16 protein-coding genes are annotated in these 23,144 nt (G+C 68.5%); 7 read left to right on the top strand and 9 right to left on the bottom strand.

Annotated elements, in window-relative coordinates:
* Positions 1 to 93 precede the first annotated feature (93 nt).
* The 3 genes from ACWDKQ_RS12725 to ACWDKQ_RS12715 are packed head-to-tail and all read right to left on the bottom strand — an operon-like array spanning position 94 to position 5,632.
* Positions 94 to 1,368 carry a CaiB/BaiF CoA transferase family protein gene (locus ACWDKQ_RS12725; RefSeq protein WP_450138898.1) on the bottom strand — a complete coding sequence of 425 codons (1,275 nt, stop codon included), beginning with the start codon at positions 1,366 to 1,368 and terminating at the stop codon, positions 94 to 96.
* A gap of 30 nt (positions 1,369 to 1,398) precedes the next feature.
* Complete coding sequence (locus ACWDKQ_RS12720; RefSeq protein ID WP_450138897.1) at positions 1,399 to 3,549, bottom strand: hydantoinase B/oxoprolinase family protein; 2,151 nt, start codon at positions 3,547 to 3,549, stop codon at positions 1,399 to 1,401.
* A gap of 25 nt (positions 3,550 to 3,574) precedes the next feature.
* A complete protein-coding gene (locus tag ACWDKQ_RS12715; RefSeq protein ID WP_450138896.1) occupies positions 3,575 to 5,632 on the bottom strand; it encodes a hydantoinase/oxoprolinase family protein in 2,058 nt (685 codons plus the stop codon).
* Positions 5,633 to 5,834: 202 nt separating this feature from the next.
* Here ACWDKQ_RS12715 and ACWDKQ_RS12710 point away from each other — a divergent pair, with 202 nt between their 5' ends.
* The 3 genes from ACWDKQ_RS12710 (at position 5,835) to ACWDKQ_RS12700 (ending at position 9,971) form a co-directional block, all read left to right on the top strand.
* Complete coding sequence (locus tag ACWDKQ_RS12710; RefSeq protein WP_450138895.1) at positions 5,835 to 7,670, top strand: helix-turn-helix domain-containing protein; 1,836 nt, start codon at positions 5,835 to 5,837, stop codon at positions 7,668 to 7,670.
* A 100-nt stretch (positions 7,671 to 7,770) separates the two neighbouring features.
* Positions 7,771 to 9,045, top strand: coding sequence for a hydroxymethylglutaryl-CoA reductase, degradative (locus ACWDKQ_RS12705; protein WP_450138894.1), 1,275 nt, complete (start codon positions 7,771 to 7,773; stop codon positions 9,043 to 9,045).
* A complete protein-coding gene (locus ACWDKQ_RS12700; RefSeq protein WP_450138893.1) occupies positions 9,042 to 9,971 on the top strand; it encodes a hydroxymethylglutaryl-CoA lyase in 930 nt (309 codons plus the stop codon). Before ACWDKQ_RS12705 ends, ACWDKQ_RS12700 begins: the two co-directional genes overlap by 4 nt.
* A gap of 220 nt (positions 9,972 to 10,191) precedes the next feature.
* On the opposite strand, the gene ACWDKQ_RS12695 is transcribed toward ACWDKQ_RS12700, so the two are convergent.
* From ACWDKQ_RS12695 to ACWDKQ_RS12680, 4 genes are all read right to left on the bottom strand, one after another.
* Positions 10,192 to 10,581: a sterol carrier family protein gene (locus ACWDKQ_RS12695; RefSeq protein ID WP_450138892.1), complete on the bottom strand. Its 390-nt coding sequence runs from the start codon at positions 10,579 to 10,581 to the stop codon at positions 10,192 to 10,194.
* A 104-nt stretch (positions 10,582 to 10,685) separates the two neighbouring features.
* Entirely contained in the window at positions 10,686 to 11,486 is an 801-nt protein-coding gene (locus ACWDKQ_RS12690) for a DNA-binding response regulator (protein WP_450138891.1), read from the bottom strand.
* 258 nt (positions 11,487 to 11,744) lie between these two features.
* Positions 11,745 to 12,917: a S8 family peptidase gene (locus ACWDKQ_RS12685; protein ID WP_450138890.1), complete on the bottom strand. Its 1,173-nt coding sequence runs from the start codon at positions 12,915 to 12,917 to the stop codon at positions 11,745 to 11,747.
* Between the two features lie 244 nt (positions 12,918 to 13,161).
* Positions 13,162 to 13,584: a PRC-barrel domain-containing protein gene (locus ACWDKQ_RS12680; protein ID WP_450138889.1), complete on the bottom strand. Its 423-nt coding sequence runs from the start codon at positions 13,582 to 13,584 to the stop codon at positions 13,162 to 13,164.
* Positions 13,585 to 13,766: 182 nt separating this feature from the next.
* Here ACWDKQ_RS12680 and ACWDKQ_RS12675 point away from each other — a divergent pair, with 182 nt between their 5' ends.
* A complete protein-coding gene (locus tag ACWDKQ_RS12675) occupies positions 13,767 to 14,348 on the top strand; it encodes a type VII secretion system-associated protein (protein WP_450138888.1) in 582 nt (193 codons plus the stop codon).
* Between the two features lie 318 nt (positions 14,349 to 14,666).
* On the opposite strand, the gene ACWDKQ_RS12670 is transcribed toward ACWDKQ_RS12675, so the two are convergent.
* A complete protein-coding gene (locus tag ACWDKQ_RS12670; protein ID WP_450138887.1) occupies positions 14,667 to 16,832 on the bottom strand; it encodes a putative bifunctional diguanylate cyclase/phosphodiesterase in 2,166 nt (721 codons plus the stop codon).
* Between the two features lie 549 nt (positions 16,833 to 17,381).
* Between ACWDKQ_RS12670 and ACWDKQ_RS12665 the strand changes: the two genes are divergently transcribed.
* The 3 genes from ACWDKQ_RS12665 (at position 17,382) to ACWDKQ_RS12655 (ending at position 20,460) form a co-directional block, all read left to right on the top strand.
* Positions 17,382 to 18,119 carry a lysozyme gene (locus ACWDKQ_RS12665; RefSeq protein WP_450138886.1) on the top strand — a complete coding sequence of 246 codons (738 nt, stop codon included), beginning with the start codon at positions 17,382 to 17,384 and terminating at the stop codon, positions 18,117 to 18,119.
* Positions 18,120 to 18,256: 137 nt separating this feature from the next.
* Positions 18,257 to 19,366, top strand: coding sequence for a hypothetical protein (locus ACWDKQ_RS12660; protein WP_450138885.1), 1,110 nt, complete (start codon positions 18,257 to 18,259; stop codon positions 19,364 to 19,366).
* A 23-nt stretch (positions 19,367 to 19,389) separates the two neighbouring features.
* The gene (locus ACWDKQ_RS12655; RefSeq protein WP_450138884.1) at positions 19,390 to 20,460 is read left to right on the top strand and encodes a pentapeptide repeat-containing protein; all 1,071 of its coding nucleotides are present in this window, start codon (positions 19,390 to 19,392) and stop codon (positions 20,458 to 20,460) included.
* 402 nt (positions 20,461 to 20,862) lie between these two features.
* Here the strand turns inward: ACWDKQ_RS12655 and purL are convergent, their stop codons facing one another.
* Positions 20,863 to 23,136 carry a phosphoribosylformylglycinamidine synthase subunit PurL gene (purL, locus tag ACWDKQ_RS12650; RefSeq protein WP_450138900.1) on the bottom strand — a complete coding sequence of 758 codons (2,274 nt, stop codon included), beginning with the start codon at positions 23,134 to 23,136 and terminating at the stop codon, positions 20,863 to 20,865.
* Between the last annotated feature and the right edge of the window lie 8 nt (positions 23,137 to 23,144).

The following is a 23,144-nucleotide window of genomic DNA, read 5'->3' as shown; positions in this document are numbered from 1 at the left end:
GGCCTGCTGGCGCGACAAAACCTGCTACAACCCTGCCACCCACCAAACCACAAACAAGATCAACAAAGACCAAGGGTTGACTTAGGAAACTCATCAGATCACCCCCTTCTCGCGCAGCGCGGCGATGCGCTCGTCGTCGAGATCGGCGAGTGCCCGCAAGACCGTGTTGGCGTGCTCACCGACCTTCGGCGCGAGCCCACGTGGCTCAGTGGGCGTGGCGGTGAGCTTGATGGGCGAGCCGAACATGCGCAGCTGCCCGAACTCCGGGTACTCGACGTCGACGATCATGTCGCGCGCGGCGATCTGCGGGTCCTCGACGACCTCACCGATGTTCTTGATCGCGCTCAACGGCACGGCGTCACCGACGATCTCCTCCAACTCGGTCTTTGTCTTGTCCTCGAACCACTTCTGCAGCAGCGTCCGGACCCTTCGTTCGTAGACCTCGGGTACGAATCGCTTCGCCATGGTGTCGATTTCGGGGTCGTCAGCGAGCTCGGGCTGACCGAAGAGGTGGCAAGACAAGCGCCAGAACTTGTCGGTATAGCCGCCGAAGAACACGAACCCGTCCTTGCACGGGTAGAGCTCGTAGGGCTTGACGAAGGGATGTTCGTTGCCCAGCGGTCCGGGGACCTTGCCTTCGACGGTGTAGGACACGACAGCGTTCTCCGTGAGGCTGAGCACCGAGTCCTGTTGGGACACATCGACCAGCTGTCCCTCGCCCGTCTTTTCGGCGTGCCGCAATGCGGCCAGGGTGCCGATGACGGCGTACAGCGTCGCGGACAGGTCGCCAATGATGGTGCCGACGCGGGCGGGTGGCTGGCCCTCGAACCCGTTCATCGACCACAGACCGCCGGTGGCCTGCGCACTGTTGTCGTAAGCGGGCCGGCGCCGGTACGGTCCGGTCTGGCCGTAGCCGGAGATCGCCGTGTACACCAGGCGCGGGTTCTCCCCCCGCAGCACGTCGTAGCCGACGCCGAGCTTGTCCATCGTGCCCGGCCGGAAGTTCTCGACCAGGACGTCGGCGCGTCGCACCAGCTTCTTGAGCAGATCCTTACCGTCCTCAGTGGACAGATCGATGGTGAGGCCGAACTTGTTCCGGTTGTACTGCGCGAAGAACGCGCTGAACTCCTCGTCCGGTCCGCCCGGCTCACCGGACGAGGAGGTCAGCTTCGGCGGGAAGTCCCGGGTGTAGTCCGGTTCCTTCGGGTTCTCGATCTTGATCACGGTCGCGCCGAGGTCGGCCAGCAGCATCGAGCAGAACGGGCCCGCCACGACCCGGGTGATGTCCAGAACCACGATGCCGCGCAGCGCGCCCCGGGACAGCCCGCCAGGCAGCATGCCCACGATCGTGTCGTCGTTGATGGTCATGTTCGTCCCTGATCCGTAGGTGGTGGCTCGTCAGCTCGCGGGCGCATCCACCCGAACGCGGGCCTCCAGGAGGGTTCCACACGAGGGACTGTAGAACTCGTCGATCAGCACGCGGCGGCCCTCGGTGCGCGGGCGGACCCGGACTCCGTACTCGGCCAACCGCTCGGCGGCGACGTAGGTGACCTTCCGCGCCTCGCCGCGCCAGTCTTCGCCGGTGCCCAGGCGGGCGCCGCTAGCGGGCACGTACCAGCCGTCGCCGTCGCGGCGGGGCGCGGAGGACCCGGCCGGCGAATTCAGCGGAACCTGCTGGGCGGGGGTGCTGCCGAGGCGTTCCTGGCGCATCGCGGTGCGGGCTCGCCGGGTGGCGGCCTCGTCGACGGTGCCATCGGTGACGATCACGCCGTAGGTGCGCTGCGCGGTCTCGCCGGTCACATAGCCGTCGCGGACGTCGGCGGCGACGAGCTGCGGGGCGCGCAGCAGCGGGTCGCCGTAGCCGCCTCCACCGGCGATCCACTGCACGAACACGTCTCCGGCGCGAATCCTGACCGATTGCTGGTTGATCTCCAGCAACTCCCGGTCCGGCGCGCTCAGCGTGTCCGGGGCGGGCACCAGGCCATCGGCGAGCAGCCGGGCGACATCGGTCTGGCGCCAGACCTCGTGGCCGCTGCCGCCGCCGGGCAAGCCGCCGCCGAAACCGTCGGAGACGACCTGGGCGTTCGGGGCGAACACCGTCTGCGTGACCTCCCCGGCGCCGTGCAGCGTCCACGCGAAACGCAGGCCCAGCCCACCGCGGTGGGCGCCGTGCCCGGCGCTTTCGGTGTTGAGCTGCTTCCACAGGTAGAGCACCGGGTAAAGCATCTCGTTCATCTCGACGTCGGGCAGCATGTTGTTGACCTGCGTCATCATCCCCGCGCAGTCGAGCCCGTCGCGGTCCGGCTGGGCGCCGGCCCCCATACCACCGCCGTCCATGTTGAACAGCACGAAGTACTCGCCGTCATCGGTGGTGCCCGCGGAGATCCCGCCGGTCCACGAGTCGCCCCACACTCCCTGGGTTCGGTCGCGGATGGTGTCGTCGTCGCTGCGACGGCAGGCGTCGTTCATCAGCTTCGTGACGACACGGCTGACCCGGGCGCCGGTGGTGAGGTGCCCGTTGCTGATCGGTGCCGGGGGCCGGGGATTCACGATCGACCCGGGCTCGGCGAAGATGTCGAACGCGGTCATGACGCCTTCGTTGAACGGGACGTCCCAGGCGAGGATCGGCACGATGGCGGTCGCCACGCTGCCGACCAGCGCACCGTAGCTGCAGTTGACGAAACCGTCGGTCTGCTCGCTGGAGCCGGTGAAGTCGAAGGTGATCTGGTCGTCGCGTTTGGTCATGGTGCACGCGACGCGGTACAGCTCGTCGACGTGTCCGTTGTGCTCGGTCCACTCCTCGGCGGTGTAGGTGCCGTCGGGAATGCGGGCAATCCGGTCGCGCACGACCTGCTCGGCCAGCTCGAACGACAGCCTCGTGTAGTCGCGGAACTGCTCGATCCCGAACTCCTCGATCGTGCTCAGCAGACGCCGGATACCGGTGTTGTTGCTCGCCACCAGGCTGCGCACGTCGTTCCAGAACAGCGCGGGCACGCGAACGTTGTTGAGCAGGATCCGGCGCACCCACTCGACGGGCTCGCCCCGCTCGAAGATCTTGACGCCGGGCGGCAGTCGCAGCGCCTCGGCGTAGCAGTCGTGGGCACCGGGCGCGAACCCGCCGGGCGTCATGCCACCGACGTCGACCAGGTGCGCTTGCGACTGAGCCCAGCCGATCAGCTCGTCGCCGTGGAAGATCGGCGAGATCACGTTGGTGTCCGGCGGGTGGCTCGCGCCCGCGGTGTGCGGGTCGTTGCAGATGAACGCGTCGCCGGGCGCGAGCGGCTCGCCCTCGATCGCCTTGACCAGGTTCTGCACAGCGACGCTGCCAGAGCCGATGTGGAACTGGACATAGTCCGAGTAGGCGTAGATGCGGCCGGTGGGGTCGAACAGTGCGGTGTTGAAGTCACCGGCCTCGGTGATCACCGGCGAGCCCGACGAACGGATCATCGCGATGCCCATCTCCTCCACGATGGAGTCCAGTCGCATGCGGATCACTTCGAGGGTGACGGGGTCGAACCCGTCGGGCAGCGTGCGCGGGGTGCTGGTCATGGTCGTCTCCTTTGACGGGCGGGGGTCAGCGGTCGGCGAGGAGCAGCAGGAAGTCGCCGCTGTCGGTGAGTTCGACGGTGGCGCCGGTGGGCACGTAGACCGTGGTGTCGGGCTCCTCCAGCAGACACGGACCGGTCGCCCGACCGAGCGCACCGAACCCGCGGTGCACGTCGATCTCGACGCGCTTGCCGGTGAGCGGCTCGATCACGTCGCGGCGAGTGAGCTCGTGGCGCTCCTCGCCGGTGCCCGCGACCTGCTCCACCGTCTGCACGTCGCTGCGGCCGATGGCCCGGACCCGCGAGTTGACCAGCAGGATCTCGGCCTCGGTCCAGGCCGTGCCGGCACCGAACTCTTCCTCGTAGTCGGCGATGAACTGGGCGCGCAGCGCGTCCTTGTCCGCCTCGCCGAAGGTGCCCGCAGCCAGGCGGGTGGTGACCTCGAAGATCTGGCCCACGAACTTCATGTCCGCCTCGCGGTGCAGCTCGCGTCGGCCCTCAGGGATCCCCTCGGCCTCGAACCATGCTCGTGCGCGTTCCTCGAGGGCGGCGAACTCCTTGTCGAGCGCCGCGGCGGGCTGGTCCATCGTCCACGGGCTCGTCTGCACCGCGGAGAACACCGAGTCGGCGTGCATGAGGCCGTGCGCTGAGAAGACCGCGGCGTCGCGCGGAATCACGACCTCGCGGACCCCGGCCTCGGCGGCGATGCTAGCCGCGAACAGCCCGCACGCGCCGCCGAAGCCGACGAGGGTGAACTCGCGCGGGTCGTGGCCGCGGTTCACGGTGATCTTGCGCAGCGCGTTGGCCATCTGCGACGTCGCCAGCCGGTACATGCCTTCGGCCGCCGCGTCCTCGGTGATGCCCAGCGGCTCGGCCACATGCTTGCGCAGTGCAGCCCGCGCCTGGTCCTCGTACAGGGGGACGGTGCCGCCGAGGTAGTAGTCCGGGTTGATCAGCCCGAGCACGAGCGCGGCGTCAGTGACCGCGGGCCAGGCGCCGCCCTTTCCGTAACATGCCGGCCCCGGTACGGAGCCCGCGCTGTGCGGGCCGACGCGCAGTAGGTTCCGTCCGTCCACCCAGGCGAGACTGCCGCCGCCGGCGCCGATGGTCTCGATGTCGACGGCGGTCAGGCTGGTGGGCAGGCCGCCGATCTCGGCGCGGGGCAGCAGCCGGAACTCGTCGTCGATGATGGCGGCCGCGTCGAGGCTCGTGCCGCCCATGTCCGCGGTCAGCACCCGCCGACGGCCGAGCTGCTTGGCCAGCAGCCGCGCGCCGGTGACACCGCCGACCGGACCGGAGTTGAACATCGAGATCGGGGCCTTGCCGGTCTCCTCCACCGACAGAAACCCGCCGTGCACCTGCATGATCTGCACCCGAGCTCGCAGCCCCCTGCTCCGCAGCTCGTCGGCGAGGTGGTCGAAGTGCGACGCCACGATCGGCTTCACTGCGGCGTCCAGTGCGGTGGTGACCATGCGCTCGTACTCGCGGTAGACCGGCGTCAGCCTGCTGGAGAGCGTGTACGGGATGTCCGGGTGATGCTCGTCGAGGTATTCGCCAATCGCATTTTCGTGGGCGGCATTGCGGAACGACCACAGCAAGCAGACCGCGATGGCCTCGGCGCCGGTCGCCAGCACCGCGTCCACCGCCGTGGCGATCGCGTCCTCGGTGAGCGGGACTAGTACGGTGCCATGCGCGTCGACCCGCTCGGCGACCTCGACGATGCGGCGACGCTCCACGATGTCTGGTGGCGCCGACATCTTGTGCGGGTCGCGCTCGTCTGTGCGTGCCGACCGGGCGATGCGCAGGGTGTCGCGGAAACCCTCAGTGGTCAGCAGCCCCACGGCCGCGTACTTCTGCTCATCCACGGCGTTCGTGACGATGGTGTTGCCCAGGACGAATCGGTCGACCGCGGCGAAGAACTCGGCCTCGGTCATCCCTGCGCGCTCTCGCAGCACGCCCAGCGCGCCGAGGATCCCTGTGGTCACGTCCTTGGTCGAGAACGCCTTGCCACGTATCGCGTGCCCGTCGACGATCGCCACGGCGTCGGTGAACGTGCCACCGACGTCGATGCCCACGTGAAGCGTCATGCTCGCTGTCTCCTTTGACTGCGTCGGTGCGGATCGTTTCCGGGCTGACGGAAGGTATGCACGAAAAGTCTCGTTTCGGGGGGAGACCGTCTAACCCGCGGTGTGGACAGTACGAGCGCGAACCCGCCCTAGACTATGTATTTTCAGCCCAGGATTGTCCTGGACACCCTGGGCAATCGGCACATCAGATCGAGGTGAACCCGTGACGGAGACGCTCCCAGGCGACGTTATCGTCAGTCTGCTGCAGGCGGCTTCGGCTGAGCAGGAGGTCGACGTGGACAGCCTGCTCACCGACGTGGCCCTGTCCGACCAGGACACCACGCGGATCCGCTACGAAATCCGCCGCCTGCGCGCCACCTCGGAGCGCTGGCGGCGCCGCGGTCAGGAACTCGCAGCGCTGTTCTCCTCCGCGCGCGAACTTGCCCAGCTTCGCGACGTCGATGAACTGCTCGGTCGGCTCGTTGAACGAGCGCACGACCTCGTCGGCACGGACGTCACCTATCTGTCCGAGTTCGACGCGAAGAGCCGCGAACTCCGCGTGCGAACCACGCTCGGGACGGTCGCACCCTCGTTCCTCGGCTTGCGAGTGCCCCCCGGTGCGGGCCTGGCCAGCCAGGTGGTCGAAGGACGCCGTCCCTACTGGACGTCCAAGTACGCCGCGATGACCGAGGCCCCGCACGACTCCGCCATCGACGCCGCCGTGGCCGCGGAAGGCCTCGTGTCCCTGCTCGGCGTTCCGCTACTCGCCGGCGACGAGGTGATCGGGGTGCTGTTCGCCGCCAACCGCGTCGAGCACGCTTTCTCCCCTGAGGAGATATCCCTGCTGTCAGCCTTCGCCGACCACGCCGCGATCGTCCTGCAGACCGCTCGCCTGCTCGCCCGAACCCAGGACTCGGCCGACGACGCCCGCCGCGCCTACGGCGAGCTCGCCCGCCACGTCGAAGCGATGGAACGTGCCAGCGAGGTGCACGGCGACCTCACCAGCCTCGTGCTCCAAGGCGGTCAAGCACCAGACGTCGCGACCGCGCTCGGTCGCGCCTTGCGCTGTCACGTCACGCTTCGCGACCCCGAACACCTCGACGGCCCCGTCGCCGACGCGGTCGACCGCAGCCGCCGCAGTGGTCGGTGCACGCCCGCGAGCGACGGCACGTACGCCGTCGCCGTCCTCGCCGGGCCGACCCTTCTGGGCGCGCTGCTGCTAGAACAGGGCGAGGTCGAGTTCGGCCCCGTCGAGCTGCGCACCGCCGAACGCGCCGCTCAGATCACCGCGCTGCTCAATCTCAAGCAGGACGCCATGATCGAGGCCGAGCAGCGCGTCCGCGACGACTTGCTGGCCGACATGCTCTCCGACGACCCTGACCGCCGCGCCGAAATCGTTGCCCGCGCCCACGCACGGGGCGTCCGGCTCGACGAGCTGCGGTCAGTGGTCGTGATCTCGGTGCCGGCCGAACGGCGCCGCGAGGCCGTCCGCGCCCTGCGCCGGACCGGCGGCCCGGTCGGCGAACATGCCGACCGGGTCGTGGCCATCACCTCCGATGCCGACCCGGCCACCGCGTGCGCACTCATCCACACCATGGTGCGCCGCACCGTACGGGCACCAGTTCTGGCGGTCGGCGCAAGCATCGGCGACGCCACCGTCGACCTACGTACCCAGGTCGACGCGGCCTCGGCGTGCGTGCGAATCCTGCCCGCACTCGGGCTGAACGACACCGCCGTCACCACCGACGAGTACCTCCCGTACACGGCCCTGTTCGGCCCGGGGGAAGCGCGCGTGACGACGTACGTGCGGCGGGTCATCGGACCCGTCCTGGACTGGGACGCCAAACACGCGGGCAAGCTCTTGCCCACCCTCGCCGCCTACCTCGGCAATCGGATGAGCCCAGTCGCCACCGCCCGTGCGCTCCACCTGCACAAGAACACCGTCCTGCAACGCCTGGAACGCACGACCGAGCTGCTCGGCGAGGACTGGCAGGAGCCCGATCGGCTCTTCCGGATCACCGTCGCGGTCCGCCTAGCCAACCTGTCCAAAAGTCTATAGTCCGGCCGTCATCAGTGGATGATCGGCCCATTCCCGGCCGATGCGCAGCGAACTAGCGTCACCCTCCGTACCGCAGCCACACCGAGGTGGGAGGGGCGCCATGCCGCGCACCAGTCGTATCCAGGGTCTCCGGGACCTTTCCGTCGAGGCCCGGCGCAAGTTCGTCGCCGATGCCGCCGGCATCGACCCCGCGTCGATCGCCGCCTTCGACCCCGCGCACGGCCTCGGCACCGAGCTGGCAGACCACATGATCGAGAACGTGACCGGGATCCTGGGCATCCCGCTGGGTGTCGCGACGAACTTCATGATCAACGACACCGACGTGTTGGTGCCGATGGCGACCGAGGAAGCCTCCGTCGTCGCGGCGGCGAGCAACGCCGCCAAGATCGCGCGCGTGCGCGGAGGGTTCACCACGTCCTCGACCCCACCCGTCATGCAGGCACAGGTCCAGATCGTCGGCGTCGCTGACCCCGAGGCCGGGCGAGCACGGCTGCTCGAAGCCCGCGACGAGCTGATCGCGCTCGCCAACGACCAGGACCCCAAGCTCGTCGAGTTCGGGGGCGGCGTCCGGGACATCGCTGTCCGGCTGGTCCCCTCGCGCGCCGGCACCTACGTGGTCGCGCACCTTCACGTCGACGTGCGCGACGCCATGGGCGCCAACGCCGTGAACACGATGGCCGAGGCCGTCGCCGCCCGGGCGGCCGAGATCGCGCGCGGGAGCAGCTTGCTGCGGATCCTCACCAACAAGGCCGATCTCCGGCTCTCCCGTGCCCGCGCGGTGTTCGACGCGGACGCGCTCGGCGGCGCCGAGGTCGTCGACAACATCATCCACGCCGCCGCCCTCGCCGAAGCCGACCCCTACCGGGCCGCCACCCACAACAAGGGAATCATGAACGGCATCACCGCCGTCGTGCTCGCCACCGGCAACGACACCCGCGCCGTCGAAGCCGGCGCGCACTCCCACGCCGTCTCGCCCGCCGGGCTCTACACCTCGTTGTCCCGCTTCGAAAAAGATGCCGACGGCAATGTCGCCGGCACCCTCGAACTGCCCATGCCCGTCGGTCTCGTCGGTGGCGCCACCAAGGTCCACCCGGCCGCGCAGGCCGCGATCAACCTGCTCGGCGTTCGCACCGCCGCCGAACTCGCGGAGATCATCACGGCCGTCGGCCTCGCCCAGAACCTCGCCGCCATCCGAGCATTGGCCACCGAAGGGATCCAGCGTGGCCACATGTCCCTGCACGCACGCAACATCGCATCCGCCGTTGGCGCGACCGCCGAGGAGGTCCCGGCCGTCGTCGCCCGGCTCATCGCGGACAAGAAGGTCCGTGCTGACCACGCCGAGCAGGTCCTCGCCGAACTCCGGGCCGGACGATGATCGACTACGGGACCGAACGGCTGCCTGGCCTCCCCGAAGCCGTCACCATTTGCGAGGTCGGCCCCCGCGACGGGCTCCAGAACGAGTCCGCGCCGGTGCCCGCCGACGTGAAGGTCGAGTTCATCGAACGCCTTGCCGACGCCGGGCACACCGTCATCGAGACGACGAGCATGGTCCATCCCAAGTGGGTGCCACAGCTCGCCGACGCCGAAGAGGTCCTCCGCCGCCTCGACCGCCGACCCGCGGTCCGCTACCCCGTACTCGTGCCCAACCAGCGAGGCCTGCAACGGGCGCTCGATCTCGGCGTCACCGACATCGCCGTGTTCGCCTCGGCAACCGAAAGCTTCGCCAAGACCAACCTCAACCGCACGGTCGCCGAGTCGCTTGACATGTTCGCCCCCGTCATCACTCAAGCCCGCGAAAACGGGCTGCCGGTGCGCGGCTACCTGTCCATGTGCTGGGGCGACCCTTGGGAAGGCGCGGTACCTGCGGGACAAGTCGTCGACGTCGCGACCAAACTGATCGACCTCGGCTGCACCGAACTAAGCCTCGGCGACACCATTGGCGTCGCGACGCCCGGCCGCGTCGTCGCGCTGCTCAACGCCCTCACCGCCGCCAGAGTCCCGATTGGCTCGATCGCCGTTCACTTCCACGACACCTATGGCCAAGGGCTCGCCAACACCCTCGCCGCGCTCCAGCATGGAGTGACCACAGTGGACACTTCGGCAGGCGGCCTCGGCGGCTGCCCCTACGCCCACAGCGCCACTGGCAACCTCGCCACCGAAGACATCCTCTGGCAGCTCGAAGGTCTCGGCATCCGCACCGGCCTCAACCTCACCAAGCTTGTCGAAACGAGTACCTGGCTGGCCGGTCACCTCGGCCGCGAAAGCCCCTCTTCGGTCGTGCGTGCGCTACGGAAAAGCTGAGACCAGCCGTCGCTGCGGGCTTGCGGGAGGCTGCTCGACGAGCTGGTGAGCGCCCGGGCCGAGCACATGGCCGTGCCCGTTCGGGCGGGCGGCACGGGCTTCGGGCCAGGACCAACACGGACGTCTCGTGCGAACAAAAAGCCGGGCCCGTGTTCGCCCGTGATGCGTGCCCGCCATCTCAATCGGCGAAACGGTCGTAGACGCGGGGGTGCCGGAACACTCACAGTTTGCCGACTCGGACCAGGGGCAACCACTGCGAAACGTCCGAGCGGGAGCCGGACGCGGTGAGCTCGCCGCGTTCGAGGGCCTCGGCCCAGCCGAGGCGACCGGTCGCCAGCAGCAGCCAGGTCCGGGGGTTGGTCTCGACGACGTTGGGTGGGGTGCCGCGGGTGTGTCGAGGGCCGGCGACGCACTGGACCGCCGCGAACGGCGGCACCCGCACTTCGACGCTGTTGCCCGGGGCGACCTGCTCCAAGGTTCGCAGGCTCAACCGCACTGCGGCGGCGAGCTCGGCACGCGCGGGCTGCGGCGCTTCGCCGTCCAGCCAAGGCCATACGGCTGCGACGGCCTCGCGCATCTCCCCGGGATCAACGGCACGGCGACTGGGCATGCCCGAAGCCTACGAACGCAACCCGACACCCAACCTTCATACCCACCCCAAGACCCCAAGAACCCCAAGAACCCTTGCGGCCCCGGTACCAGGTACCTGGGCGTTCAGAGCCAGCCAAGCTTGACGGCTTGCATGCCCGCCTGGAAGCGGGTTTCCACTCCTAACCGGGAGATCAGGTCACGGACCCTGCGGTGCGCGGTTCGGGCGCTGAAGCCCATCAACCGGCCGATCGTGTCGTCTGTGGCACCGGAGGCGAGCAGCGACAGGATCCACCGCTCCTCCTCGGTCGGCTGCAACTCGTTGCCCACCAGGTCCTGGTCTGCGGTGAACGGCGCGGCGAAGCGCCACAGGTCCTCAAAGATCCTCGCGATCGCGGCCAGCATCGCCGAGCTGCGCACCACCACGGCGCTTTCCACCGAGGTCTCGCTCACCGTCAGCGGCAGCAACGCGATCTCGCTGTCGACCATGATCAGCTTGGTCGGCGCCACGTGGATCACCCGCGCCTGCTCGCCCATCGCGACCAGCTTGGTGGTGATGTCCAGCTGCGGCGGTCGCGCCAGCGCGGACCGGTCGTAGAGCACCTGGTACTGGACGCCTTCGGCGAGCTTGCGGGACTCCAACGAGTCCAGCGGCCCCGTCGTCACGTACGGCGGCTTCGCCACTCCCTGGACCAGCTGCATCGCATTGCGCTGCAGCTCGTACGCGGCCCAAGCGACTCGCTTCGCCCCGCGCACGACCTGCAACACAACGCCGTTGCCGGACTGCGCCCGGGCGGCGCGAGCCACCGACGCGACCTGCGCCTGCACGGCCCGCTCCGTCAGCGGCTCCGTCGCGGCGGTTTTCCTAGCAGACTCGTCGACCGTAGTCGACGACTGCGGCAGTTCCTCGGTGTATCCGGGTAGCACGGTACACCCCTCCTCGATGTGCCCAGCGGTACCGATTCGACCAGTACCGCGATGGACACTGACACCCCCGTCGTTTGGAAACGTATCCACCGGAAACGATCGCTGGAACCGACTTTTGCACGATCCAGCGGATCGACCGTTTGATTGCCACCGTTCGGCGGCATCCCGGTGTCCCCCGAGTGCAGCAATCAGAGCAATCACAACGGGCCCTCCCCGGAATCCCGGGGAGGGCCCGCGCGTCGCACCTGCGCTACCGGATCAAAGGTCGCCGATCTGCAGCAGGTCGGCGATGGTGTCCTCCGGAGCGCTCTGGATCACGCCCCTGGAGGCCTGACCCTGCAGCCCAGTGATCACGTCCGCCGGCTTGGCGTCCGGGTTGGCCTGCAGGAAAAGCGCACCGACGCCAGCCACGTGCGGGCTGGCCATCGAGGTGCCGCTCATCGTCTCGGTGCCACCGCCGGGGACGGTCGACACGATGTCCACGCCGGGGGCGTAGCCCTCGACGGTGGCGCCGAAGTTGGTGAACTCGGCCGAGGTGTCGGTGTTGTCCGACGCGGCGGTGGTGAACACGCCCTCCGCGCTGGCCGGGGAGACCTTCTCGGCGTTTTGGCTTTCATTACCGGCCGCCACCGCGAGGAAGACGCCGCTGTCGACCAGTTTGGTCGCGGCCTCGTCCAGCGCCGGGTCCTTCGGGCCGCCCAGCGACATGTTCGCCACCGAAGCGCCCTGGTGGTTCTTGGCGACCCACTCGATGCCCGAGACGACCTGCTCAGTCGTGCCGTTGCCCTGGTCGTCGAGGACCCGGACGCCGACCAGCTTCACGCCCTTGGCCACGCCGTAGGTGTCACTGCCGATGGTTCCGGCGACGTGGGTGCCGTGGCCGTGCTTGTCCGCGCCGTCGCCACCGGTGGCGTCGAAGCCGATCTCGGCACGCCCACCGAAGTCGGGATGGGATGGGTCGATGCCGGTGTCGATGATGTAGGCGGTGACGCCCTTACCGGTGCCCTTGGGGGCGTAGCTGTGGTCCAACGGCAGGTCTGGCTGGTCGATCCGGTCCAGGCCCCACGAGCCGACCGCCTTCTTCTTCGAAGGCTCGACCGCGATGTGGTAGCTCTGCGAGACGTTCTCGACCTTGTCGCTGGCGCGGACCTCGTCGAGCTGCGCCGGGGTCAGCTTCGCCGAGAACCCGTTGAGCGCCTTGTCGTAGACCATGCGGGCCTGCACGCCGAGCTCTTCGGCGACGCCTTGCGACGCGATGCCTTCCTTGAGGTTGACGATGTAGACGTCCGAGTCCGCGCCCTGCACGGCTGCCTGCGGGTGCAGGGTCAGCGGCGCCAACTCGATGTGCGGCCGCGCGCCTGCCGGTGCACCGGCGAACACGAGCGCCGCCGCGGCAATCCCCGCCCCCGTGCCGTAAAGCAGCTTCCTCATGTGTCCCCTCCTCCGTTCATTCGCTCGGGTGGGGCCGAGCGAAAGATGGTTCACGTCGGAACGTAACCAGGGAAAACACACGTTCGGGTGCGGTTGGCGCAATGTCGCCACACAATCGGGCGGTGGGGTGAACGGATTCCCAGCTCTGGGTTTCTTATCGGGAGTGAGCAGGCAAAACCGCGCCCGCCGGGTTTCCCGACGGGCGTGGTGATTCGTCCTGCCTGCTAATTCCAGTTCGTGCGTTTCAGGTCGCGGCCACCCAGCGTCGCAATCGGAGCCGAACGGCTTCCACGTACTCGGGCGCGACCTCGGAAACCTCGTCGATCGACGCGGCGCCATCGGGGGCGACGCCGTAGGTCATCCCGTAGTACAGGTACAGCGCGCTCTCCTGCTCCAACGGGAGATCGCCGTGGAGCAGGCTGACCCGGGGGGCCTGCCGGACCGCGTCCTTGCCGACCGCGACGGTAAGCGTGTCGCCGTCGAAGGCCGCACCCTCCAGCGGCACGAAACTCTCGTTCGTGCCGAACAGTCCAGTTTGGACGGTGATCCAGGCGGGCTGCTCGGTGTCGTCGTCGATGAACAGCTGGCCGACGATGCCGATCCGGCATCCTCGCGGATCGAAGACCTCGCACCCGAACATCCGCAACGCTTCCCGCTGGCCGATCATCGCCGCCTCCTCCCCTGGCCCTCCCCTGGCCCTTCCAGTCAGTCTGCCCCTGGACCCGTCCGACCGGCACCTCGGAACGGCTGGTTCGGGACCGTCCACTCGCGCTTTCCCCGGTGCTGGCACCCTCGGAAGCGCGACCGGCATCCACGCCGGCGCTCAGATCAACAGGTACGGAGTTCCCGATGTCGCAGCACGTCGACCGTCCCGCCCCGCCGATAAGCGCGGAAATGCGGGAACACGCCAAGCAGAACCCCGACAGCTGGCTGTACATCGCCGACCCCGGCTACACCGCCGACGGCGAGGAGGTGCCGCCGGAAGGCATCGTCGGCGCCTACCGCATCGACGCCGACGGCGAGATCGACGAGCGCTTCCAGTTCAACGACGCGTACCAGCCGTCCGAACTCGCGGCGAACCAGCAGGAACCGACCAACGAACTGGAGCACGTGCTGGCCCGGATCGCGGCCGGCCAGCTCCCGGAGTCCGAGCTGCCCGCGGCGGTGCTCGCCGCCGAGGTGCTGCTCTACGCGCCGAGCGCAGACGACTTGATGATCTACACCGCGGAGATGTCCGACGGCAGCCAACTGGTCCCGGCCTGCACCTCGGCCTCCCGGGTTCCGGCGGACTGGCCAGGATTCCGCGAGATGCCAGGGCATGCGCTGCCGGAACTACTCAACGGCCTCGACCTGGGCCTGAACCTCAACGACGCGATCCAAGCGGTCATCCCGCATGCAGTTCTCGCCCAAGCCGCAGCACAACGCGGCTGATCGCGGTTCCCAGTTTCAATTGAAACTGGGGCCCGCAGTTTCAATTGAAACTGCGGGCCCCCCACGGGGGGAGAACCCGATGACCGGCCGGGGCGGGCGTTGTGCCCGTTCAACGACGAGACTCAGCTGACCGCGACAGGGTGGAGAACCCGATGACCGGCCGGGGCCGGGCGTTGTGCCTAGCCTCGGCAGGGATACCAGTGATCACGGGCCCGGCCCCATCGAGGACTACGCCTCGCTGTCCGACCTACCTACGGCCGCACTGGTCGGCAAGAAGGCTTGCGACCTGCAGCGTCAAGCAGGCGAGTCTGGAACGCCTCAGCCCAGGTGTTCGCCGATGAAAGTTGTTATTTCTTCGGGTGACCCGGGCCGGGCGAAGAGGTAGCCCTGGCCGGTCTCGCAGCCGATGTCCGCCATCCGGCGGGCCTGCGCCTGGGTCTCCACGCCTTCTGCCGTGACTGTCAGGCCTAAGGCGTGCGCGAGGTCCACCAGCGTGCCGACGATGCGCGCGTCGACCGGATCGGCCCGCTCAGCGTCCCGCAGGCCCTCCATGAACGAGCCCGCGATCTTGAGCTCGTGCACCGGGAGATGCCGCAGGTAGGCCAGGTTCGAGTACCCGGTGCCGAAGTCGTCGATGGCGATCCGCACGCCCATCCCGGACAGCGCGCGCAAGGCGTCCAGCGGCTCGTCGGCGGTGCCCATGATCGCGCTCTCGGTGAGCTCCAGCTGCAGCCGAGACGGCTCCAGCCCGGTCTCAGCCAGGATCTCCGCGACGTCGGCCACCAGGTTCGGGTCCCGCGACTGCCGCACCGCCAGGTTGACGCTGACGAACGGCGCCGCTGACCCGAAGTCGTCCTGCCACTTCTTCGCCTGCTGGCAGGCCTCCCGCAGCACCCAGCGCCCGAGCGCCACGATCAGCCCGGTCTCCTCGGCCAGCCCGATGAACCGGTCCGGGCTCAACCGTCCCAGCTCCGGATGCGCCCAGCGGACCAGCGCCTCGACGCCGACCACTCTGAAGTCCCGCAACCCGATCAGCGGCTGGTACTCCACGTAGAACTCTTCGCGCTCCAGCGCGGCGGGCATCTTCGCCGACAGGTGGAACTGCGCGACCTCGGTGGCGTTGCGGTCCGGGTCGAACAGCGCCCACCTGCTCTTGCCCTCAGACTTCGCCCAGTACAGCGTCACGTCGGCGTCGCGCATCAGCTCGGCCGCGCTCTGCCCGGACACCGGACGCTCGACGATGCCGATGCTGGCCGACACGGAGAGCTCGTGGCCACCGATGCGGATCGGCTCGTCCAGCGCGTCCAGCACGGTGTCGGCGATCTCGATGGCCTGCTCGGTGCCGAGCGAGTTCTGGATCAGTATCACGAACTCGTCGCCGCCCATGCGCGCAACCAGCCGGTCGGCTCCGTGCACCGCGGTGGCGAGCCGATCGGCGACCGCCCGCAGCAGGTCGTCGCCGACGTGGTGGCCGAGGCTGTCGTTGATGACCTTGAAGCCGTCGAGGTCCATGTAGCACAGCGCGACCCGCTCACCGGATTCGTGCGCACGCAGCACCGCGGTGAGCCGTTCCAGGAAAAGCGCCCGGTTGGGCAGTGCGGTCAGCGGATCGTGCATCGCCTGGTGGCGCAGGCGTTCCTGCAGCATTCGCTGGTCGGTGACGTCTTCGATCAGCGCCACCTGGTACAGCGGCAGGCCGTCCTCGCCGCGGACCAGGGACACGATCAGCTCGGTCCACACGGTGCCGCCGTCGGGGCGCTTGAACTGCTTCTCCGCCCGGAACTGGTCGCGTTCGCCGCGCACCAGCTCCTCGTACATCCGCCAGGTGCTGTCGGGGTCGTCCGGGTGCATCATGTCCTGCACCATCATCCGGCGGAGTTCCTCCGTGGTCCGCCCCATGATCCGCGTCAGCGAATCGTTCACCTCGAGTATCCGGCCGCTCATGTCGCCGATACCGATGCCGATCGCGGCCTCGGCGAAGATCGCGCGGAATCTGGCCTCACTGGTGCGCAGCGCCTGCTCGACCGCGTCTCGCGCGTCCAGCACGGCCTGCCGGATCGCCTCCTGCTCGTCCAGGGTCCGCTTGCGTGCGGCCTGGAGGAAGCCGGAGCACAGCTCGCCCTGCAGCGCCGCCACGCGGCCGCGCCAGCCGGGACTGCCGCTTAGCCGCAGGATGTCCAGGATTTCATCGCCGATCAGGTCGACGGTGCGGGCCAGCGACTCCGCGCTGGTGAAGTGCACCGCGACCAGGTCCACTCCGACCGACCGCGCGGCGGACGGGTCGAACGGATCGCTGAGCAACGCGTCGACCAGGCGGTCTGTGTAGCCGTACAGTCGGCCTTCGACCTCGGCGCTGGTCATCGGCACGTAGCTGGTGCCCATCAGGGCCTGCGCCCAGACAGCCGCGAAGCGTCGTCGCTCGGCTCGGTTCACCTCGGCGACCACCTCGTGAGCACTGGGCACAGGCGCTGTCCAGCCAGTCATGCCTGGGCGCCCTCCACTCGTCCTACTCGCCTGGGCCGTTCGTTCGGAGCATACGACCGGATAGGTCCGGCGGTCGAACATCATGTACGGCACCCGGGGTAGCTGTACACCTCATTCAAGCAGGCCATCCGGGTTGCCAAGTCCCGTTTTGCAGCTACCGTCCGCAACTAGTTGATCTTTCGCAGCTTTGCATTCCTAATACATGTGATGTTTTCAACGCACAGCCACCCCTAGAGGTTGTGCGCGGCCCAGAACTACGCCCCGGAGGACCCGCAGTTCACACGCGGTGTCCAGATTGAGCCATCCTGGTTAGGAACTTACACAAGGTCTACATCTAACGAAAACCTTTCGCCACACTTTCGGGGCACGACGTGTGTGGTTCCTCGACGACACACCGCAACTACACCTCGAGAGGCATCGATGAACCGTCCGAGTGGATGTGGTCGCCGATTACACCTGATCTCCTTAATATCGGTTGCCTGCGCAGGCGTTCGTCTCCTGTGCTCGCCCGCGCAAGCCAGCACACCCCTTCCGGGAAGGGAAAGCGCGATGAGCACGCAGGTGACCGAAGAACCGCCGAGCGGAACCGAGACCAACGCTACGATGGGCTCGCAGATCCGCAAGCACGAGGGCGGCGGCGATGACCCGCTGCTGACCCCGGACGTCGACCCGCTGGCCACGGTGGCCGGCATGGACGTCGCCAGCTACCAGGGCAACGTGAACTGGAAATCCTGGTGGGACCAGGGCATGCGGTTCGCCTACGTCAAGGCGACCGAGGGCACGAGCTACAAGAACCCGTACTTCGCCCAGCAGTACAACGGTTCCTACAACGTGGGCATGATCCGCGGGACTTACCATTTCGCGCTGCCGGACCGCTCCAGCGGTGCCGCGCAGGCCAACTACTTCGTGGACAACGGCGGCGGCTGGTCCAAGGACGGCAAGACCCTGCCGGGCGCGCTGGACATGGAGTACAACCCGTACGGCTCCACCTGCTATGGCAAATCCAAGAGCGGGATGACCGCCTGGATCAAGGACTTCAGCGACACCTACCACTCGCGGACCGGGCGCTGGCCGGTCATCTACACCAGCACCAGTTGGTGGAACCAGTGCGTGGACGGCGACTTCAGCTCGACCAATCCGCTGTGGGTCGCCCGCTACGCGAGCACCGTCGGAGCGCTGCCCTACAACTGGGGCATTTGGACGATCTGGCAGTACACGTCCTCGCCGCTGGACAAGAACACGTTCAACGGCGCCTACGACCGTCTCCAAGCACTGGCCAACGGCTGACGCGGCCGCGCGGTGCCGGTCATCCGGCACCGCGCAGTGCCGTCCCCGCCGGACCACCGCCGGAGCCGGATCTCCTTCTCACACCGCTTCGGCGACCGCTGCCCGAGTTCGGGTCCTGTCGTTGCAGAATCCTTCGTATGGGTGAGCGCAAGATCGGGTTGGTCGCGACGATCGCCGTGGCCGTCGTGATGCTCGTCGGCGTCAGCATCGCCTTGCTGGCCTTCGACCCGCGGACGACCGGCGCCGATGCGCTGCGGACCGGCGGACTGGCCGCAGGCTCGGTCGTCGCGCTTTACGCGCTCTGGCTCAACGACCGGCGCCGACGCGTCGAAGAGAAGCGGCAGGAGCTCGAAACCCAGCGGCAGGAGCTGGATCGGCAGCGCTACGCGCTCGAACAGCAACGGCAGGCACTGGAGGACCGGCGGACCAACCAGGACCGGGACCGCGCGGCCGACGAGCGCTTCGCCCGGGCGGTGGAGCTGCTCGGCAACGAAGCCGACCCGGTCCGGGTCGGCGCGCTGCACTCGCTGGCGGGGCTGGCCCGCAATCACCCCGAGCACACCCAGACCGTGCTAGACGTGCTGTGCTCGTACCTGCGGCGCCCTTTCCGCCATCCGAAGTGGACGACCCCGGAGGAGCTGTCGCCCGCCCCCGAGGAGTGGTCGGAAATCCCCCCGGAGCTGGAGGGCGAGCGGCACGTCCGGCAGACCGCGCAGCGGCTGATCCGGGACCTGCTGCCGAACACCACCGACCCGGACCCCGTGATCTACGACCTGGATCTGACGCGCGCCTTGCTTGAGCGGTTCAACCTCAGCGATCGGGTGGTGGGTCGGGTCGCCGCCTACCGGTGCCGGTTCCGGCACACCACGAACCTCAACCGCGCCGTCTTCCACGGTTCGGTGCACTTCCGGGACAGCGTCTTCCTCGCCCGGATCAGAGCAGAGGACGTGCAGTTCAGGGGGAAGCTGGAGCTGCGCGGGATGCTCGCCCACGGCCCGTGCGGATTCGAACGCACCCGGTTCGACGGGGACGTGGACGTTAAGCACGTCGTCTGCCGGGACGGTGCGTACTTCGACGGCGCGACATGCGCAGCCGCGCTGGATCTCCGCCACTCACGCTTCCTCGGGACCGCCGACCTCAACTTCGCCGATCCCGTCCCGATGCCGTTGCTGGACGACGTCGAGTTCGACGACAAGTCGCGATTGCCGTCAGCCTGGCCGGTTCCGGGAACCGCCACGCGCAATTGATCGCACCCGGCAGAATCCCTCGCATGGGTGAGCGCAAGATCGGATTGGTCGCGACTGTCAGCATCGCCGTCGTGGTGCTGGTCGGCGTCAGCATCGCGCTGCTGATTTTCGACTCGCGGACCACCGGCGCCGATGCATTGCGCACCGGCGGACTGGCCGCAGGCTCGGTCGTCGCGCTTTACGCGCTCTGGCTCAACGACCGGCGCCGACGCGTCGAAGAACAGCGCCAGGAGGTCGAGCGGGCCCGGCACGAACTGGAGACCCGGCGAGCCGACCTCGACCGGGACCGGGTCGCCGACGAACGCTTCGCGCGAGCCGTGGAGCTGCTCGGGCACGAGGCGGATCAGGTCCGGGTCGGCGCGCTGCACGCCCTCGCCGGCCTCGCCCGCAGCAACCCCGGCTACATCCAGACCGTGCTGGACGTGCTGTGCTCGTACCTGCGGCGGCCGTTCCTGCATCCTCGTTACGGCAACGCCGAAGACAACGACTGGTCGCAGCGTGAAGTGCACCTCGCCGAGCGCAAGCTCGTTATCCGGCTCACGGCGCAACGCTTGATCGCCGACCTCTTACCGCGTGCGGATGACCAGGACGCACCGCAATACGACCTCGATCTCACTGGCGCCCTGCTGGAGTACTTCGACCTGAGCGACCGGAAGGTCGGCACGCTGATCTTGCGCTACGGACAACTGTTCAGCAGCAACAACTTCAGCCGTAGCGAGTTCCACGGCCCGGTGTGGTTCACCGGGACCTCCCTCGGGTCAGGCCGGATATCGGGCCGGTTCTACTGCGACGACGCGGTTTTCCACGACCGCGCCTGGTTCAGCGGCGTCAAGTTCCACGGCCGGGTAAGCGTGGAGCGAACCCGCTTCAAGGGTCCCGTGAAGTTCTCCGACAGCCGCTTCACCGACCGGACGTCCCCCGCCTGGGCGGGTTCGGTCTTCGAAGGCCCGGCCGACTTCCGCACGGTCCACTTCGAGCACGATGTCGACCTCTCCGGCGCGACCTTCCACGGCGAAGTACAGAACACCGGCATCACGACCAACCCGGACCGCGAAGCCACCCTCCCCGACGGCTGGAAAGCCGGACGCGCGTAACCCGAGAACGCTGGCCGCCGGGCGCCGGGTCGGGCGTGCGGAGCGCCCAGCAACCATGAGGTTCGGCGAGCGGAGGGGGAAGCGCCGGATTAGGTCTCACGGTCAGATACGCAGGCGCGAAGGGTCTCGGCGCTGAGATGACGCCGCCCGGTGGCCAGGACTTCCCGCTGTCGTTCGGCTTCGATCTTTTCGATCAGCTGCCACCCATTGAGCGCGCCATCACCGGCACCGGCGTGCTGCGCGCGCAGCGCGGAACAGCAGCATCCAAACGCTCGGCTGGAAAACTCCAGCCGAGCGCCTGCGTGATCTACTTACAGCCACATAGGCCATCAGGTGTTGCGAGGACCCCAAGAATCCGCCGAGGTGAACGGGCCGTTCGCATCAGCTCGGGACAGCTCGGGATCAGCCGAAGAGGGCCGGGAGAGTGCCTTCCCAGGCTTCGCGGAGTTCCGCCAGGGGAATGTCCGCGACGTCCTGGATGTCCAGGCTCTTCGAGCCCGCGTCCGCGACACCGACCTTGGCCCACGGGAGGCCCCGGGCCGTGCACATGTCCGTGAAACGGAGCTCCTCGGTGCGCGGGACCGCCACCAGGATCCGGCCCGCCGACTCGGAGAACAGCCAGACGAACGGGTCCGCGCCCTCCGGCAGGACCACCCGGGCACCGCACTCGCCGACCAGCGCCGTCTCCACCAGCGCCTGCGCCAGGCCGCCCTCGGAGAGGTCGTGCGCCGCCGAGATCATGCCGTCGCGGGAGCCCGCGACCACGATCTCCGCCAACAACTTCTCCCGCGCCAGGTCGACCTTCGGCGGCACGCCGCCAAGGTGGCCGTGGGTGATGCGCGCCCACTCCGAGCCGCCGAACTCCTCGTGCGTCTCGCCGAGCAGCAGCAGCGTTTCGCCTTCCTCGCCACCGATTCCGGTGGGGATGCGGCGGGTCACGTCGTCGATGGTGCCCAGCACGCCGACCACCGGCGTCGGCAGGATCGGCTTCGCACCGGTCTGGTTGTAGAAGCTGACGTTGCCACCGGTCACCGGGATTCCCAGCTCCTGGCAGGCGTCGGCTAGGCCGCGCACCGCCTGCTGGAACTGCCACATCACGCCCGGATCCTCCGGCGAACCAAAGTTCAGGCAGTTGGTGACCGCCACCGGCGTCGCACCGGTGGTCGCCACGTTGCGGTAGGCCTCGGCCAGCGCCAGCTGCGCGCCCGCGTACGGGTCGAGCCGGGTGTAGCGGGCGTTGCAGTCGGTGGCGACCGCGATGCCACGCCCGGACTCCTCGTCGATGCGCAGCACGCCGCCGTCCGACGGCTGGGCCAGCACGGTGTTGCCGCGCACGTACCGGTCGTACTGGTCGGTGACCCACGCCCGGGAGCACAAGTTCGGCGACGCCACCATCCGCAGGATGGTCTCCCGCAGCTCGTCCGCGGTGGACGGGCGCGCAAGAGTGTTCGCGTTGTCCGCGACGATCAGGTCCTGCTCGGCGGGCCGCTCGACCGGGCGCTCGTACACCGGGCCCTGGTGCGCGACGGTGCGCGGCGGCACGTCCACCACGAGCTCGCCGTGCCAGTAGATCTCCAGGTTCTCGCCGTCGGTGACCTCGCCGATGACGGTCGCGGTGACGTCCCAGCGGCGGCAGACCTCCATGAAGGCGTCCACGTTGGACGGCTCCACGACGGCGCACATCCGCTCCTGCGACTCGCTGGAGAGGATCTCCGCGGGGTTCATCCCGGTCGCGCGCAGCGGGACCTGGTCAAGGTCCACCCTCATGCCGCCGTCACCGGCCGACGCCAGCTCCGAGGTGGCGCAGGACAGGCCCGCACCGCCGAGGTCCTGGATGCCCACGACCAGGCCCGCGTGGTACAGCTCCAGGCAGCACTCGATGAGCACCTTCTCGGCGAACGGGTCGCCGACCTGCACGCTGGGCAGCTTTTTGCGGCCAGTGCCGCTCTCGTCGCCATCGAACGTCTCCGACGCAAGCACCGAAACGCCGCCGATGCCGTCCAGGCCGGTGCGCGCGCCGAAGAGGATGATCTTGTTGCCCTTGCCGCTGGCGTGCGCGAGGTGCAGGTCCTCGACCTTCATCACGCCGACGCACATGGCGTTGACCAGCGGGTTGCCCGCGTAGCACTCGTCGAAGAGGACCTCGCCGCCGATGTTCGGCAGCCCCAGGCAGTTGCCGTAGCCGCCGACACCGGCGACCACGCCAGGCAGCACGCGCTTGGTGTCCGGGGCGTCGGCCGGGCCGAAGCGCAGCGGGTCGGCCACCGCGACCGGCCGGGCGCCCATGGCCATGATGTCGCGGACGATGCCGCCGACGCCGGTGGCCGCGCCCTGGTAGGGCTCCACGTAGGACGGGTGGTTGTGGCTCTCCAGCTTGAACGTGACCGCCCAGCCGTCGCCGATGTCGACCACGCCCGCGTTCTCGCCGATGCCCGCGAGCATCTTCTCGCGCATCTCGTCCGTGGTGGTCTCGCCGAAGTACTTCAGGTGCACCTTCGACGATTTGTAGGAGCAGTGCTCGCTCCACATCACCGAGTACATGGCCAGCTCGGCCTCGGTGGGCCGACGGCCCAGGATCTCCCTGATCCGGGCGTACTCGTCGTCCTTCAGCCCGAGCTCGCGGAACGGCTGGGCGGTGTCCGGTGTGGACTTCGCGTGGTCGACGCTGTCCACCATTGCCAAGT

The organism is Saccharopolyspora sp. NPDC000995, assembly GCF_053599315.1.
The sequence above is the reverse complement of the archived record's forward strand: the minus strand, read 5'-3'. Positions and strand labels throughout refer to the sequence as shown.

Coding starts and splice junctions, on each gene's coding strand:
- purL (WP_450138900.1), bottom strand. CDS start 23,136: ATGGTGGACAGCGTCGACCACGCGAAGTCCACACCGGACACCGCCCAG.
- ACWDKQ_RS12705 (WP_450138894.1), top strand. CDS start 7,771: ATGCCGCGCACCAGTCGTATCCAGGGTCTCCGGGACCTTTCCGTCGAG.
- ACWDKQ_RS12715 (WP_450138896.1), bottom strand. CDS start 5,632: ATGACGCTTCACGTGGGCATCGACGTCGGTGGCACGTTCACCGACGCC.
- ACWDKQ_RS12680 (WP_450138889.1), bottom strand. CDS start 13,584: ATGATCGGCCAGCGGGAAGCGTTGCGGATGTTCGGGTGCGAGGTCTTC.
- ACWDKQ_RS12685 (WP_450138890.1), bottom strand. CDS start 12,917: ATGAGGAAGCTGCTTTACGGCACGGGGGCGGGGATTGCCGCGGCGGCG.
- ACWDKQ_RS12660 (WP_450138885.1), top strand. CDS start 18,257: ATGGGTGAGCGCAAGATCGGGTTGGTCGCGACGATCGCCGTGGCCGTC.
- ACWDKQ_RS12665 (WP_450138886.1), top strand. CDS start 17,382: ATGAGCACGCAGGTGACCGAAGAACCGCCGAGCGGAACCGAGACCAAC.
- ACWDKQ_RS12675 (WP_450138888.1), top strand. CDS start 13,767: ATGTCGCAGCACGTCGACCGTCCCGCCCCGCCGATAAGCGCGGAAATG.
- ACWDKQ_RS12700 (WP_450138893.1), top strand. CDS start 9,042: ATGATCGACTACGGGACCGAACGGCTGCCTGGCCTCCCCGAAGCCGTC.
- ACWDKQ_RS12655 (WP_450138884.1), top strand. CDS start 19,390: ATGGGTGAGCGCAAGATCGGATTGGTCGCGACTGTCAGCATCGCCGTC.
- ACWDKQ_RS12720 (WP_450138897.1), bottom strand. CDS start 3,549: ATGACCAGCACCCCGCGCACGCTGCCCGACGGGTTCGACCCCGTCACC.
- ACWDKQ_RS12670 (WP_450138887.1), bottom strand. CDS start 16,832: ATGACTGGCTGGACAGCGCCTGTGCCCAGTGCTCACGAGGTGGTCGCC.
- ACWDKQ_RS12695 (WP_450138892.1), bottom strand. CDS start 10,581: ATGCCCAGTCGCCGTGCCGTTGATCCCGGGGAGATGCGCGAGGCCGTC.
- ACWDKQ_RS12725 (WP_450138898.1), bottom strand. CDS start 1,368: ATGACCATCAACGACGACACGATCGTGGGCATGCTGCCTGGCGGGCTG.